Annotated in this window: 18 protein-coding genes; 7 read left to right on the top strand and 11 right to left on the bottom strand. The window is 71.3% G+C overall.

Features of this window, described 5'->3' with window-relative positions; translation table 11 throughout:
• Window positions 1-58 precede the first annotated feature (58 nt).
• Window positions 59-583 (bottom strand): pyridoxamine 5'-phosphate oxidase family protein, encoded by a 525-nt coding sequence (locus DZF91_RS19405; protein WP_117358871.1) that lies wholly within the window; start codon window positions 581-583, stop codon window positions 59-61.
• Window positions 584-649: 66 nt separating this feature from the next.
• A complete protein-coding gene (locus DZF91_RS19400) occupies window positions 650-1,063 on the bottom strand; it encodes a winged helix-turn-helix transcriptional regulator (protein WP_235834418.1) in 414 nt (137 codons plus the stop codon).
• A 90-nt stretch (window positions 1,064-1,153) separates the two neighbouring features.
• On the opposite strand from DZF91_RS19400, the gene DZF91_RS19395 reads away from it, so the two are divergent.
• Together DZF91_RS19395 and DZF91_RS19390 are read left to right on the top strand one after the other, a co-directional pair.
• On the top strand, window positions 1,154-1,828 hold the full coding sequence (locus DZF91_RS19395; RefSeq protein ID WP_117358870.1) for an NADPH-dependent F420 reductase: 675 nt from the start codon (window positions 1,154-1,156) through the stop codon (window positions 1,826-1,828).
• Window positions 1,829-1,876: 48 nt separating this feature from the next.
• On the top strand, window positions 1,877-2,464 hold the full coding sequence (locus tag DZF91_RS19390) for a hypothetical protein (RefSeq protein WP_147341223.1): 588 nt from the start codon (window positions 1,877-1,879) through the stop codon (window positions 2,462-2,464).
• Between the two features lie 597 nt (window positions 2,465-3,061).
• Here DZF91_RS19390 and DZF91_RS19380 read toward each other — a convergent pair.
• The 3 genes from DZF91_RS19380 to DZF91_RS19370 are packed head-to-tail and all read right to left on the bottom strand — an operon-like array spanning window position 3,062 to window position 4,578.
• Entirely contained in the window at window positions 3,062-3,499 is a 438-nt protein-coding gene (locus DZF91_RS19380; RefSeq protein ID WP_199486737.1) for a nuclear transport factor 2 family protein, read from the bottom strand.
• A gap of 9 nt (window positions 3,500-3,508) precedes the next feature.
• Entirely contained in the window at window positions 3,509-3,721 is a 213-nt protein-coding gene (locus DZF91_RS19375; protein WP_117358868.1) for a DUF397 domain-containing protein, read from the bottom strand.
• Entirely contained in the window at window positions 3,718-4,578 is an 861-nt protein-coding gene (locus DZF91_RS19370; protein ID WP_147341222.1) for a helix-turn-helix domain-containing protein, read from the bottom strand. Before DZF91_RS19370 ends, DZF91_RS19375 begins: the two co-directional genes overlap by 4 nt.
• 186 nt (window positions 4,579-4,764) lie before the next feature.
• Here DZF91_RS19370 and DZF91_RS19365 point away from each other — a divergent pair, with 186 nt between their 5' ends.
• Window positions 4,765-5,019, top strand: a complete 255-nt coding sequence (locus tag DZF91_RS19365) for a hypothetical protein (protein WP_158587983.1) — start codon at window positions 4,765-4,767, stop codon at window positions 5,017-5,019.
• Window positions 5,016-5,435: an ATP-binding protein gene (locus tag DZF91_RS19360; RefSeq protein WP_147341221.1), complete on the top strand. Its 420-nt coding sequence runs from the start codon at window positions 5,016-5,018 to the stop codon at window positions 5,433-5,435. The genes DZF91_RS19365 and DZF91_RS19360 overlap by 4 nt, the downstream gene beginning before the upstream one ends.
• A 13-nt stretch (window positions 5,436-5,448) precedes the next feature.
• Here the strand turns inward: DZF91_RS19360 and DZF91_RS19355 are convergent, their stop codons facing one another.
• The 3 genes from DZF91_RS19355 to ctaD all read right to left on the bottom strand — a co-directional run bounded on the left by DZF91_RS19355 (window position 5,449) and on the right by ctaD (window position 8,416).
• Window positions 5,449-6,315, bottom strand: coding sequence for an alpha/beta fold hydrolase (locus DZF91_RS19355; protein ID WP_117358864.1), 867 nt, complete (start codon window positions 6,313-6,315; stop codon window positions 5,449-5,451).
• A 67-nt stretch (window positions 6,316-6,382) separates the two neighbouring features.
• Window positions 6,383-6,685, bottom strand: coding sequence for a hypothetical protein (locus DZF91_RS19350; RefSeq protein WP_117358863.1), 303 nt, complete (start codon window positions 6,683-6,685; stop codon window positions 6,383-6,385).
• Between the two features lie 72 nt (window positions 6,686-6,757).
• Entirely contained in the window at window positions 6,758-8,416 is a 1,659-nt protein-coding gene (gene ctaD / locus DZF91_RS19345) for an aa3-type cytochrome oxidase subunit I (RefSeq protein WP_117358862.1), read from the bottom strand.
• A gap of 411 nt (window positions 8,417-8,827) precedes the next feature.
• Between ctaD and DZF91_RS19340 the strand changes: the two genes are divergently transcribed.
• The 3 genes from DZF91_RS19340 to DZF91_RS19330 are packed head-to-tail and all read left to right on the top strand — an operon-like array spanning window position 8,828 to window position 10,665.
• Window positions 8,828-9,145, top strand: a complete 318-nt coding sequence (locus DZF91_RS19340; protein ID WP_117358861.1) for a hypothetical protein — start codon at window positions 8,828-8,830, stop codon at window positions 9,143-9,145.
• Between the two features lie 39 nt (window positions 9,146-9,184).
• Complete coding sequence (locus DZF91_RS19335) at window positions 9,185-9,775, top strand: Crp/Fnr family transcriptional regulator (protein ID WP_117358860.1); 591 nt, start codon at window positions 9,185-9,187, stop codon at window positions 9,773-9,775.
• 35 nt (window positions 9,776-9,810) lie between these two features.
• Complete coding sequence (locus DZF91_RS19330; RefSeq protein ID WP_117358859.1) at window positions 9,811-10,665, top strand: NADP-dependent oxidoreductase; 855 nt, start codon at window positions 9,811-9,813, stop codon at window positions 10,663-10,665.
• Window positions 10,666-10,779: 114 nt separating this feature from the next.
• On the opposite strand, the gene DZF91_RS19325 is transcribed toward DZF91_RS19330, so the two are convergent.
• The 3 genes from DZF91_RS19325 to DZF91_RS19315 form a co-directional block, all read right to left on the bottom strand.
• A complete protein-coding gene (locus tag DZF91_RS19325; protein WP_117358858.1) occupies window positions 10,780-11,382 on the bottom strand; it encodes a class I SAM-dependent methyltransferase in 603 nt (200 codons plus the stop codon).
• A gap of 19 nt (window positions 11,383-11,401) precedes the next feature.
• Window positions 11,402-12,886 carry an FAD-dependent oxidoreductase gene (locus DZF91_RS19320; RefSeq protein ID WP_117358857.1) on the bottom strand — a complete coding sequence of 495 codons (1,485 nt, stop codon included), beginning with the start codon at window positions 12,884-12,886 and terminating at the stop codon, window positions 11,402-11,404.
• Between the two features lie 26 nt (window positions 12,887-12,912).
• Window positions 12,913-13,308 (bottom strand): GNAT family N-acetyltransferase (locus DZF91_RS19315; protein ID WP_147341220.1); only part of this gene is annotated, 396 nt, incomplete at its 5' end.

Here is a 13,308-nt window from a genome sequence, read left to right as displayed (position 1 = left end):
CGCTCCCGGCCCGCGCGAGTCGCTCCCGGCTCGTCGGCGCGGATGCCGCCCCTGGCGGTCAGGCGAAGCGCCAGCGGGTCGCGCCGAACGGCTCGGCGAGGGCGACGCCGACGGCCGCCCGCGCGGTGAAGCGGTAGAGGTGCCACGGGCCCGGTCCGGCGCTCTGGGCGCTGTAGGGCGCGGTGATCGCGTCGCCGTCGGGGGTCGGCTCGGCGGGCCAGCCTCCGGCGGCGTAGACGGCGGCGACGCGGGCGATCTCCGCGCGGTCGGTGGTCCGCTCGGCCTCCCCCTCCAGGACGAGGTCGACGCCGGGCAGCCGCGCGGAGACCGTGCAGGCCGGGTTGGCCGCCAGGCGCCGCGACTTGCGCGTCCCCGGACCGCTGGTGAAGTACAGGTGGCCCTCGGACTCGGCGGCTCCCATGCCCGCCGCGTGCGGACGGCCGTCCGGGCCCACCGTCCCGAGGAACACGGCGCTCTCCATGCGCGGGAGTCCTTCGGCGACGGCGTCCGCCACGCGGCTCCAGGGCAGCTTCGCGTCGCCGTAGATGTTGAGGTCGGTGGCCTCGACGGGTTCGGGCAGCATGGCTCCTCCTCGGGGTCGTCCGGGAGATGACCGCCCGGCGGGCGGAAACTCATCGGTCCGCCCCGGTCATCCTGCCTCGGCACGCTCCTGAGCTGCGAGGATCTCGTCGGCGTGTCCGTCGAGCCAGCGTCCGAGGGCGAGCAGCGGGCCGTCCAGGAGGCTGCGGCCGAGCGGGGTGAGGGCGTACTCGACGCGCGGCGGGGCCTCGGCGAAGGATCGGCGGCTGACCAGGCCGTTGGCGAGCAGCCGGTGCAGCGCCTCGGTCAGGACCTTGTCGCTGACGCCGCCGAGCGCGTCCCGGACCGCGCGGCGCCGCAGCGGCTCGCCGCGCAGCGCGACGATGACGAGCGGGTCCCAGGTGTGGGCGAGCAGTTCGAGGCCCGTCCGCAGGCGGCAGTCGACGATCAGCTCGCCGGCGTGGTCGTCCGGCTCGTCCCCGGTCAGATCAGCGGTCGGGTCGGCGGTCAGGTCAGCGCTCACCCGCCCATGATCCCCGATCCGAAACGTACCGGATGGTGCGTTTCGCGCTGCCTAGATTGGCCGCTCCGAACAGCGACGGAAGGCAGAGAAATGCGAATCGGCATCATCGGGACGGGCCACATGGCGAGGACGCTCGGGGCGCGCTGGGTGCGCGCGGGGCACGAGGTCGCCATCGCGGGCCGGTCGGCCGAGAAGGCGCGGGCATTGGCGGACGAGATCGGCGCGGAGGCGGTGGCACCGGAGGCGATCGCCGCCGGACGGGACGCCGTCCTCGTCGCAGTCTCCTGGGACGCGGCCGAGTCCATGGTCGCGCAGGCGGACGTCCCGTCCGGGACGGTGCTCATCGACGCGACGAACGCCGTCGAACACGGGATCGGACGCCTGGTCATCGCGCCGGGCGAGTCGATGGCCGGACGGATCGCGAACGCCGCGCCCGGCGCGCACGTGGTGAAGGCGTTCCACACGTTCCCGTTCACCCAGTGGGCTCTCCCGTCCGACTCGCCCGCCCCGTCCGCGCCCACCACCGGCGACACTTCCTCGGCGGACTCGGCGGACGCGTCGCAGGAGCGGGAGCCGGTCGTCGTCATGTGCGGGGACGACCCGGGCGCGCTCAAGACCGTAGGTGAACTGGCCCGTGATCTGGGCGGAGTCCCGGTCGCCCTCGGCGGCCTCGACCGGGCGCGGCAACTGGAGGAGGTGGCGGGCTTCGTGATCGGGATGGCCTTCGCCGGACACGACCCGTCCGCCGCCGTCCCGAGGATCTGAGCCCCGCCCGGTTACGGTTGGCGCATGACGGGCCAGATACCTGATGCGGTGATTTACGAGGATCGCTCGTACGCGCTGGCGGGCCAGGACGGCGAGGGCCTGTTCTCGCCGTCCGCCCTGGGGCTGCGGCCCGTCCCCATGTCGACCGCGTGCTGGCGCGGCCACGTGTGCGAGTACACCGTGCTGGGCGGCGAACTCGTCCTCACGGGGCTGGAGATGCGGGTCGAGGGCGAGCCGCCGACGGTGTTCGGCCTCGCCCCCGTCCACCGGGAGGGTGCTCGCGGCCCTCGCTACCAGGGCCTTCGGGAGCCGATGCGGTTCACCGGGCGGCTGGTGCTCGGCCGCGAGCTCCTCAGCGAGTGGTACGTCCACATGGGATTCCAGAGCGCCTGGAAGTACGAGGAGGTCCGGGAGCTGGTGTTCGACGACGGCCGCCTGACCGAAGCCCACGACCGGTCGGAGGATGCCGCGCGCCGCCGCCGCGCCGAGGCCGACGCGCACCGCCGCCGTAGCAGGGAGGCCGGCGACCAGGACCGCGCCCGTCCGGGACCGCCCCTGCCTCCGCCCCTCCCCGCCCAGCAGGACCCGACACATGCGTGGATCGAGAAGAGCTTCCGCCGGGACATCGACCTCTGAGGCACCGCCTTCGGGCAGGGCGTACCGGGACGTTCGGCCTCCCGTTCAGTCAGCTCCCCTTCGGGGCACGTCGCGAGACCTGTAGCCCTGGAGATGGGAACCGGCTCCGGCAGACGGATCGGTGATCGGCTCCAGGTTCCAGGTGATGACGCGGTGGGGCCGGATGTGCAGGGTCTCGGGATCGAAGGCCGGGTAGAGCGGCGGATCCAGAACGACGTCGGCAAGACCACGGTCGGCTGGGAGGTCTCGGCGCTGCTCCGCGCGGCGGCCGTCGCGCACGCGATCATCGACGGCGACTTCATGGGCCAGGTGCCCCCGGCCCCGGAAGGCGATCCCGACCGTTCGGCCGTCACCGAGGCCAACCTGACCGCCGTCTGGGCGAACTTCGCGCGGCGCGGATACCGGCGCCTGGTCTACACGAACACCGCGAGCGCCCTGCCGGGAACGACCGGCACGTTCGAACGCGCCATGGGTGAGGACGTGCGGATCGTCCGGGTGCTGCTCACCACGTCCGACGCCACCGCGCGCGAGAGGCTGACCCGCCGCGAGCTGGGCTCCGAGCTGGACGGGGAACTGAAGAACGGCGTCCGGACGGATCTAAGGCGCCAGTGGCATGCCCAGGGCCTCGCTCGCCGCCAGGATGTTCACGTAGTCCTTGTAGTGGACGATCCGTCCGTCGCGGACGGTCATCACGACGATGTTGGGAAGGGCGAACGCGCGACCGGTCGCGCTCGACGTCCCGACGGCGGACTGCTCCACCACGATGACGTCGGGATCGGTGGTCTCTCGGATCACCACGTCGTCGTAGGACTCGTACCGCAACGGGCTGTCCCGCCAGTTCGCTTCCAGGAAGGCACGGATCTCTCCCCGACCCCGCAGCCGCGACGGTATGTCCGGACGGGAGAAGGGGAACTCGTGCAGGGCGTCTTCCGCGTACAGGTCGAGCATGTCGTCGAGCGCCTTGTCGATCGACGCCCGCTGGTACCGCGCCAGAACCTCGCGCGGCCCGGCGGGGTTCGCGGCAGAGTCGGTCACGAGCCCTCCTCAGAGATCGAACAAGCCGTCCTTCACACACCCCAGGAACGCGCTCCACGTCCCCACCCCGAACGCCAGCACCGGCCCACCCGGATCCTTCGAATCCCGCGCGGCCACCGCCCGCGCCCCACGCAGCGCCGCCACTTCGACACAGTCGGTCTTATCGACACCACTATGACTGCTCTTGCGCCACCGGAGCACAAAGTCAGGGAACTCGCTCATAGCTCCGACGCTATCTGCTCGATGCGCTCACGGGAGCCTGATCGTGTCAGTGCGAGTGACTGGAGCTTCTCGAAGGATCGAACGTAGGTTCCGACATTAACGGGATCGTCGATGTACCAGCTCCGGCTGAGGCTGTGCACCGCAACAACCTGCATCGACTCATCTGGGACGACGTCGATGATGGAAAACGGTCCGTCCACACCCGGATGGCCGCCCACCGCGAAGGGAAGCACCCTGAGGTCGACATGGCGCAACTGCGACGCCTCCCGCAGCGCATCAAGTTGCGCGCGCATCACTTCCGGCCCCCCGACCTGAAGGCGCAGCGCCGCTTCACCGATGACCCATTCCACACGGGGCGGGTCTTCACCCCTAAGGACCTGCTGGCGGTTGAGTCTGAACTGAAGCGAGGACTCCACGTCCTGAGGTGCGTCGAGCACGCCGTCGTAGGAGCCGAGAAGGACGCGCGCGTAGCCTTCTGTCTGCAAGAGCCCCGGCACCAGGTGCAACTCCCACGAGCGAATGCGTGATGAGTCGGCCTCAAGCGAGGCGAAATCCACCACTGTAGGGTCTTGCCGCTCCTCGAAGCTGTGCCACCAACCATCCCTGCGACCTTGAGCTGCAAGGTCCATGAGCTGCTGCCTTTGCCGGACATCGCGAACACCGTAACGGTCCAGAATCTGTTCCAGGTCGCGTGGCCGGATGGCACGGTGGCCGTTCTCATAGGCACTAAGGGACGCCTGGGACCGATCGAGCCGACGCGCTGCGGCTTCCTGAGTCCAGCCGAGCGCCTCCCGGAATTGCCGCAGCGCGAGGCCGATCTTGCGGCGGCGGTATGACTGGTGGTCCGCAGGGGGCATGAGCACCACCTTGTCACTCTGCGTACGCGCGTCAATCGACTCCGTGAAAGTTAGAAGTATTCGTTCTTCGAGCCATCAACTATGCGACGTATCGCACCCGAATGTCTCGAACTTGACCAGAGAGCATTGATGCGATCACTCTCGGCGACGAACCTTGCGGGGACAGGGAACGGAGGGTCGATGAGGATGCCGAGTGAAGACCGCTTTCGGCTGCTGGTGCGGCTGGCGTGGGAGCTGCGGGCGGTGCCCGCGTCCACCACGCTCGTTCTGCCCCACTACGCCGAGCCCGTGCTTTTCGTGCCGTGCCGGAACGGGCACAGCGAGCCGGTTCTCGCCGTCGCGCGGGACGGAGCCTGGCGGCTGGTGTGGCGCGGGCGGATGCTCACCGAGAGCCACCTCGCCCAGGCCGCCCGCCGCATCGCGACGGAGGCTTCGGAGTGAGTGCGCGCATGACCGTCCTCGCGTCCCTGACGCTGCCGGGGCATCCGCGTTCGGTGCGGTACGCGCGGGCCTTCATCCGCGACACGCTCGTGCCCGCGCACGTGCTGGACGGCGGCGACGTCCTGGACGACCTCACCCTCATCGTGGACGAGTTCGCCGGCAACGCCATCCGGCACACCGCGTCCGGGCGGGGCGGCAAGCTGACGATCGCGCTGCTGCGCGGCGCCGACCTCGTCCGCGTCGAGGTGACCGACGACGGCGCGGACGGGAAGCGGCCCCGGCTGCGTCCCGCCCCCGAGGGCGAGTCGGGCCGGGGCCTCCACATCGTCCAGGCGCTCACCGCCGCCTGGGGACACCGGGCCGACGGCCCCCGCACCATCGTGTGGGCGGACGTGCCGCTCGCGGCGGAACGGTGAGCGCGGGAACGGGTCAGAGCCGGGCGAGGAAGGTCGCGATCGCGTCCGCGAGTTCCGCCGGGGCCTCCTCGGCCATGTGGTGGCCGGAGTCGATCGGGTGTCCGCGCAGGTCAGGGGCCCAGGAGCGCCAGATCTCCCGGGGGTCGCCGTACAGCTCCTCCAGATCGTCCTTCGACGACCACAGGACGAGCGTCGGGCAGCGGACGCGCCGTCCCGCCGCGCGGTCGGCCTCGTCGTGCCGCCGGTCGATGCCGAGACCGGCCCGGTAGTCCTCCAGCATCCCGTGGACGGTCGCCGGGTCGTGCAGCGCGTTCTGCAGGTCGGCCCACGCCTCCGGGGCCATGTGCTCGCTCGTCACCGTGTACCACGCGTCGGGGTCGGCGTTGATGACCCGCTCGGCGGGCTTGTCGCTCTGGCCGAAGAAGAACCAGTGCCACCAGGCGGCGGCGAACCGGGCGTCGCAGCGTTCCAGGTGCTCCACGACGGGCAGGCCGTCCATCACCACGAGTGCGGTGACCTTCTCCGGGTGGTCCATCGCGGTCCGGAACGCCGCGAGGGCTCCCCGATCGTGTCCGGCGACCGCGAACCGTTCGTGCCCGAGCGCGCGCATGAGTGCGACGAGGTCGCGGGCCATCGCGCGTTTCGCGTAGGGCGAGTGCTCGGCGTCGGTCTCCGGCTTGGACGACTCTCCGTACCCCCGCAGGTCGGGGCACACAACGGTGTGCCGCTCGGCCAGGCGGGGCGCGACCTCGTGCCAGGTCGCGTGCGTCCGGGGATGGCCGTGCAACAGCAGCAGCGGCGGACCCGAACCGCCGTGCCGGACGCGCAGTCCTACCTCTCCTGTGTCGATCCGGTCGAGCGTGAACCCTTCGAAGAACATGGCCGCCCCAATACCCGCGACGCTCCCGAGTACCCGCCGCGCGTGTCCGTTCGTCCGCCGGCGGGGCTCACAGGAAGGCGATGAGGATCAGTGCCGAGACGGCCGCCGCCATCAGGAAGGGCGACCAGTTCTTGGGGCTCGCGTCCTGCCAGGAGGCGCCGCCGAACGCGGCCTCCTCGCCATCGAGCCGGTGGTCGCCCCGTGTGTGCTGGAGCACCGGCCGCACCCGTGTCAGCACCAGGACGACGAGACCGACCGTGATGAGCAGGACGAGCACGCCCCGCCAGCTGCGCGCGTAGATCGAGAACGCCGCCTCGGGGACGATCAGGACGAGAGAACATATCCACAGGGTCGTCGGGAACTTGCGCATCCTCGCCTCCACAGTGACGAGCGAGCGGGCCCGCGTCCCCGAAGGACGGGTGAGCCCGCGACCGCCCGGGTCCTAAGGTGCCTCGACCTGCTTCTCCGGGACGCCCGCGTGCGGGTAGTGCAGATCGAAGGCGGGACGCTCGGACCGGATCCTGGGAATCGCGGCGAAGTTGTGCCGCGGCGGCGGGCACGAGGTCGCCCACTCCAGGGACGAGCCGTGGCCCCAGGGGTCGTCCAGGGTCTCCCGCACTCCGCGCCTGTAGGTGATGTAGACGTTGAACAGGAAGGGGATCATGGAGATCCCGAGCAGGAAGGAGAACAGCGACGACGTCAGGTTCATCCCCTGGAACTCCGTGGGGTAGTCGGCGTACCTTCTCGGCATTCCGGCGGCGCCCAGCCAGTGCTGGATCAGGAACGTGCCGTGGAAGCCGATGAACAGCAGCCAGAAGTGGATCTTGCCGAGCGTGTCGTTGAGTTTCTTTCCGGTGAACTTCGGCCACCAGAAGTAGAAGCCCGCGAACATCGCGAAGACCACGGTGCCGAAGACGGTGTAGTGGAAGTGCGCCACCACGAAGTAGGAGTCCGAGAGCTGGAAGTCCATCGGAGGGGACGCCAGGATGACGCCGGTCAGGCCGCCGAACAGGAAGGTGACCAGGAAGCCCAGCGACCACAGCATCGGTGACTCGAACGTGAGCTGCCCCCGCCAGATCGTTCCGACCCAGTTGAAGAACTTCACGCCCGTCGGGACGGCGATGAGGAACGTCATGAACGAGAAGAACGGCAGCAGCACCCGCCCGGTGACGAACATGTGGTGCGCCCAGACCGTCGCTGACAGGCCCGCGATCGAGATGGTCGCGAAGACCAGGCCGATGTAGCCGAAGACGGGTTTGCGGCTGAACACCGGCAGGATCTCGGTCACGATGCCGAAGAACGGCAGGGCGATGATGTACACCTCGGGATGGCCGAAGAACCAGAACAGGTGCTGCCACATCAGCGGACCGCCGTGCGCGCCGTCGTAGACGTGCGCGCCGAACTTGCGGTCGGCCTCCAGGGCCAGCAGCGCCGCGGCCAGGACGGGGAACGCCAGCAGGACCAGGATCGAGGTCAGCAGGACGTTCCAGGTGAAGATCGGCATCCGGAACATCGTCATGCCCGGGGCGCGCATGCACAGGATGGTCGTGATGAAGTTGACCGAGCCCATGATCGTGCCGAAGCCCGACATGGCCAGTCCCATCACCCACATGTCGCCCCCGACCCCCGGCGAGCGCATCGTGATCGAGAGGGGCGTGTAGGCGGTCCAGCCGAAGGACGCCGCGCCGTTCGGCGTCAGGAAGGCCACCACGGCGATCAGGCTGCCGAACAGGAACAGCCAGTACGCCAGCATGTTCATGCGCGGGAACGCGACGTCCGGCGCACCGATCTGCAGCGGCATGATCACGTTCGCGAAGCCCGCGAACAGCGGGGTGGCGAACATCAGCAGCATGACCGTGCCGTGCATCGTGAACGCCTGGTTGAACTGCTCGTTCCCGACGATCTGCAGACCGGGTTCGAGCAGCTCGGCGCGGATGAGCATGGCCAGGGCGCCGCCGAACAGGAAGAAGCAGAAGGACGTGCTCAGGTAGAGGTAGCCGATCTTCTTGTGGTCGGTCGTGGACAGCCAGTCCGCGACCAGTCTTCCCTTGCTCGTCCGTGCCGCCGGAACGGCGACCGGCGTTGATTTTACGGTGCTCATACCAACCCGTCAGGCTCTGGTGATTTGTCGAACCGCGTCATCGGCGCGTGAATCCGCGCATGCCGGTTCGTTTTTCCGGCGAACGAAGTGCGCCGACTTGCTTTTCGAGGTGGCGCACAATGCGGTCGTCCACCGCGAACAGCCTTCCCCGGGGACAGGTCTACCAGGAACGAGGTCTGCGGCAACGTCCCGGCCGGTAAACAATCGCGCTTTCATAGTTATGAACAGGGCAGCACGACATACCTCACAAAAGGGATGCACCCGGCGTTGCCTGGCCTGACGAATTGTTCGGACGGCCGCCCCCGAGACGCCCCGGCGCCGATCTCCGGCTCCCTCGGCTCGCCTCGGATGGGCGCGGCCGGATCGGGCCGAAGCGACCGTCCCGTGACCCGCGGCGTCCACGATCGCCCTATGACCCCCAGGGACTGGACCACCACCGGATGCGTCCTGATGGCCGTGACCACCTGCCTGGCGGCCCTGTCGGCGCTGCTGGTCGCCACCTCGATCGAGCACGACCCGGTCGTGGCGCTGTCGGGCGAGGGCATCCACCCGCTGCCCACCGCGAACATCCACCTCACCGGCTTCGTCGGCGGGGTCGTGGCGGCCGTGCTGGCGGGCGCCACGTTCTTCCTCGGGCTGGCGGCGTTCTTCTGGAGCGCGTCGCTCCGCAGGCAGGCGGTGCTCGAGGAGATCCTGCGCAGGCTGCCGGAGCCTCCGCCCGACACCTAGGATCGGTGGGGATCGGGGCGGTTTTCGGAAAGGACGGCCATGGACGGATACGAGGCGCTTGACCGGTATCTGATCCGGCTGGCCGACATCCCGCGCGACGAGCTGCCGAGGACGCGGCAGGTGTTCCGGCCCGTGGCGTTGCGGCGCGGTGAAGTGCTGTTCCGGGCCGGTGAGCCCGCCGACAAGGTCGCCTTCGTGACGCGCGGCCTGCTCGCCCTCTGGTACTCGGCGGCGGACGGGCGCGAGCGGGCGCTCGGGTTCCGCGCCGAGGACGAGCTGGTGTGCGCGTACGGAGCGGTGCTGCGCGGCTCCCCGGCGCACGCGACGGCCGAGGCGCTGGAGGACTCGACGCTGCTGGTCGCCTCCCGGCCCGCCTTCGACCGGCTCTGCGCGGGTCACCCCTCCTGGGGGCGGGCGCTGGCGAGGCTCACCGACCGCCTCTACCTCCAGCAGGAGGAACGCCAGCGCGCCCTGCTGCTGGACGACGCCGAGACCCGGTACCGCGACTTCCTCAACGCCTATCCGCATCTCGGCGGACGGTTGACGCAGCGGCAGATCGCGTCCTTCGTCGGCGTGACTCCCGTGGCGCTGAGCCGGATCCGTTCCCGGATGGCGATGAACCTGGGTTAACGACATCCCGCGCGGGCGCTCCTAACGTCGTCCGCATGGAGACGCCAGCCATGGCGGTCGAGACCTTCGGACCGCCCGAGAACCTGAAGCCCGTCCGCCTGCCCGTTGCGAAGCCCGGCCCCGACGAGGTCGTCGTCAAGGTGACCGCCGCGGCGGTGAACCCGGCCGACCTCGGCATGCGCGAGGGCCGCTACCCCTGGGCGGACGAGCCGCGGCTGCCCCTCGTCCCCGGATACGACCTGGCCGGAACCGTCGAGGCCGGAACTCCCGAATGGCCGTCCGGGACGAAGGTCATCGCCATCACGGCCCACAAGGAGACCCAGATCGGGGCGTACGCCGAGTACGTCACGCTTCCCGCCCGACTGCTCGCGCCCGCCCCGGACGGCATGGACGCCGAGCACGCGTCCGCGCTCCCCCTCGCCGGGCTGACCGCGTTCGAGGCCCTGTCCGCCCTCGACCTCGCCCCCGGGGCGACGCTGCTGGTCAACGGCCCGCGCGGCGCGGTCGGGTCGCTGACCGTCCAGCTCGCCGAGCACCGCGGCATCACCGTCGTCGCGAACGGCGGGGGCCCGGTGGACGCGGCGCTCGACACCGTCGGCGGCGAACGCGCCCAGGCCGCGTTCGACGCCGTCCGGGACGGAGGCCGCTACGTGACCGTCGTGCCCGAGTTCTGGATCCCGGGCGGCCCGTTCACCGAGGCGCGCGGCATCGAGCCGCGGGTGATCGGCGCCCGGTTCGACACCGTCCGCCTCCGCGAACTGTCGCGTCTGGCGTCCGAGGGCGTCCTCAGCACGGCCGTCGGCGACCGGCTCCCCCTCACCGAAGCCGCCGCGGCCCACGCCCGCCTGGCCGCCGGTGGCGTCCACGGCAAACTCATCCTCATCCCCTGAAAACCGCCCGGCAGAGGAGCTGGGGGCCAGGGCCACCCCGCAAGTCGTCCGGGACCTGTCGCGAGGGACTCCGCTCCGCTTCCGGGAGGACGCCGACGCCGGCCGCTCCGGCGACTAGGAGACGTCGCCGGACGGGGTGAAGGCGAGGGTCGTCCAGCGGACGCCGGGACGGCCCAGCAGGTCGCGCCACGTGCTCAGATGGACGGCGCGCAGCCCGGCTTCGGCGGCCTGCGCGACCGTCTCGTCCGCCGCGACGTCGAACATGTGCCGTCCTGGCGGGGTGGGGCCGTGCCGCAGCGTCAGCAGCATCACGCCCTCGGGGGCGAGCAGCCCCGCGAGACGGCGCATCGCGCGGGGGCGCTCGGCCTCGTCCAGGTGCATCCACACCGCGACGAGCAGGACCAGGTCGAACGTCCCCTTCACGGCGGACAGGTCGGGGAGCGTGTCGTCCAGCCACGTGATCCCGGCGCCCTCGTGCAGGCGGCGGCCGTGGGCGCGCAGTTCGGGCGTCGGCTCGACCGCCGTCACGGCGTGGCCGCGCCGCGCCAGGGCGGCGGCGTCCCTGCCCGTCCCGGCGCCGACGTCGAGGACGCGCCCGGGTTTGCCCGGGATCAGGTGCAGCACGTCGCCGAGCACCTCGTCGCTGGTCAGCGACTCGTACCGGACGGCGAGCACGTCCGCTTCGGCGCCGTACCCCTGGGTCCCCTTCGTCCTCATGACGGCCGAAAGTAGCAGTTCAGTGGCCGGTGATGGCGTCCGCGACGCGGGCGATGGCGGACGTGCGGGACGAGCCGCCGACCGCCTCCCGCGCGTCGGCGGCCCGGTACAGCGCGTACATCGCCTGGACGCCGAGCCAGCGCAGCGGCTCGGGCTCCCAGCGCCGGACCCGCCAGTCCACCCACGGCAGCGCGGTCAGCTCGGTGTCGCGGCGGAGCACCAGGTCGCGCAGGGTGCGTCCGGCGAGGTTGGTCGCGGCGACGCCGTGCCCGGTGTACCCGCCCGCATGCCCGAGGCCCGTGCGGTGGTCGACGACCGCGGTGGAGCACCAGTCGCGCGGGACGCCGAGGACGCCGGACCAGGCGTGGTCGACGCTCGCCTCCCCCGCGACGGCGGGGAACATGTCGGTCAGCATGCGCCAGAGCAGGTCCACGGTCTCGGGCCGCGTCACGCCCGCGTCGTCCACGCCGGAGCCGTAGCGGTAGGGCCTGCCGCGCCCGCCGAACGCGATGCGGCCGTCCGCCGTGCGCTGGGCGTACATGTAGTAGTGCGCCATGTCGCCCAGCACCTCGCCGTGCCGCCAGCCGATCGCGTCCCACACCGCGTCCGGCAGCGGCGTCGTGACGATCATGGAGCTGTTCATCGGCAGCCAGTCGCGGCGGTGCCCGGCCAGCCGGGCGGTGAAGCCCTCGGTCGCGCGGATCACGTGGTCGGCCGTGACCGTCCCGTACGGGGTGACGGCGGCGGCCGGGCGGCCGTCCCGGCGGGGGACGAGCCGCAGCACCGGCGTGTCCTCGAAGATCTCCACGCCGAGCGCCCGGACGGTCGCGGCGAGGCCGCGCGCGAGCCGGGCGGGCTGGACGCGGGCGCAGTGCGGCGAGAACGACGCGGCCCGCTGGCCCGCGATCCCGACGCGCTCGTCCGCCTCCCGCCCGGACAGCAGGAGCATGTCGTCCCGCGACCAGCCCCACTCCCGGTTCTCCGCGACCGCGGCACGCACCCGGGCCTCCTGGGCGGCGTTCCGCGCGGTGTTGAGGACGCCGCCCTTCACCAGGTCGGCGTCGATGCCCTCGTCCCGGGCCGCGCGCAGCACCTCGTCCACGGTGGCGAACATGGCGCGCTGGAGTGCGACGGCCGCCTCGCGTCCGTGCCGACGGGCGTACCGCTCCCGCGAGCCCGCGATCTCCCCCACGACCCAGCCGCCGTTGCGGCCGGACGCGCCGAACCCGGCGAACTCCTTCTCCAGCACGACGATCCGCAGGTCGGGCTGCGCCTTCTTGAGGTAGTACGCCGTCCAGAGCCCGGTGTAGCCCGCGCCGACCAGGCAGACGTCGGCGGTGCGCGGGCCGGGCAGGCGCTCGCCGGGGGCCGGCAGCCCGCACTCGCGGTACCAGTGGGAGACCGCGCCGTTGCCGAACTCCGCCGAACGAGGGGCGGGAGCGGGGGCGGAATCAGGGGTGCGGGCGGGGCCGGATGCGGGGGTGGGGCCGGACGCAGGAGACATGGGCCAATACTGCTGTATCGGACTCTCTAAAGCATCTCTGGCGACGGATTCTGTTGTCTGCGTGCCGTTTCGTTGCGCGTTCCGAGCCACTGGGTGCGGTCGATCGCGTAGATGGCCGTCCCGCCGGGCCCCATCCCCTGGTGCCGCATCCCGAGCTGCTGCGCGACCGCCAGGGAGGACGAGTTCGCCATGTCGATCTCGGCGGTGACGCGGCGCAGCCCGGCGACCGTGAAGGCGTGCCGCAGCACCGCCGCGCCCGCCTCGGCGGCGAGGCCGAGGCCCCAGCGGTCCGGTTGCAGGCTGTAGACCATCTCGACGTCGCCGACCGCGTCGGGCCCGCAGAGCCCGGCGACCCCGATCAGCGCGCGGTCGGCCGCCGCCCAGCCGGGCCGGCGCAGGGCCGGGCGCAGCGCCCACAGGCC

Origin of the sequence: Actinomadura logoneensis (assembly GCF_003428695.1) — a bacterium.
Lineage (GTDB): Bacteria > Actinomycetota > Actinomycetes > Streptosporangiales > Streptosporangiaceae > Spirillospora > Spirillospora logoneensis.
The sequence above is the reverse complement of the archived record's forward strand: the minus strand, read 5'-3'. Positions and strand labels throughout refer to the sequence as shown.

Bases quoted from the DNA above. Each gene is read 5' to 3' on its own strand.
- DZF91_RS19395 (WP_117358870.1), top strand. From the start codon at position 1,154: ATGCGAATCGGCATCATCGGGACGGGCCACATGGCGAGGACGCTCGGG.
- DZF91_RS19320 (WP_117358857.1), bottom strand. From the start codon at position 12,886: ATGTCTCCTGCGTCCGGCCCCACCCCCGCATCCGGCCCCGCCCGCACC.
- DZF91_RS19405 (WP_117358871.1), bottom strand. From the start codon at position 583: ATGCTGCCCGAACCCGTCGAGGCCACCGACCTCAACATCTACGGCGAC.
- DZF91_RS19330 (WP_117358859.1), top strand. From the start codon at position 9,811: ATGGAGACGCCAGCCATGGCGGTCGAGACCTTCGGACCGCCCGAGAAC.
- DZF91_RS19335 (WP_117358860.1), top strand. From the start codon at position 9,185: ATGGACGGATACGAGGCGCTTGACCGGTATCTGATCCGGCTGGCCGAC.
- DZF91_RS19350 (WP_117358863.1), bottom strand. From the start codon at position 6,685: ATGCGCAAGTTCCCGACGACCCTGTGGATATGTTCTCTCGTCCTGATC.
- DZF91_RS19355 (WP_117358864.1), bottom strand. From the start codon at position 6,315: ATGTTCTTCGAAGGGTTCACGCTCGACCGGATCGACACAGGAGAGGTA.
- DZF91_RS19365 (WP_158587983.1), top strand. From the start codon at position 4,765: ATGCCGAGTGAAGACCGCTTTCGGCTGCTGGTGCGGCTGGCGTGGGAG.
- DZF91_RS19375 (WP_117358868.1), bottom strand. From the start codon at position 3,721: ATGAGCGAGTTCCCTGACTTTGTGCTCCGGTGGCGCAAGAGCAGTCAT.
- DZF91_RS19370 (WP_147341222.1), bottom strand. From the start codon at position 4,578: ATGCCCCCTGCGGACCACCAGTCATACCGCCGCCGCAAGATCGGCCTC.
- DZF91_RS19340 (WP_117358861.1), top strand. From the start codon at position 8,828: ATGACCCCCAGGGACTGGACCACCACCGGATGCGTCCTGATGGCCGTG.
- ctaD (WP_117358862.1), bottom strand. From the start codon at position 8,416: ATGAGCACCGTAAAATCAACGCCGGTCGCCGTTCCGGCGGCACGGACG.
- DZF91_RS19325 (WP_117358858.1), bottom strand. From the start codon at position 11,382: ATGAGGACGAAGGGGACCCAGGGGTACGGCGCCGAAGCGGACGTGCTC.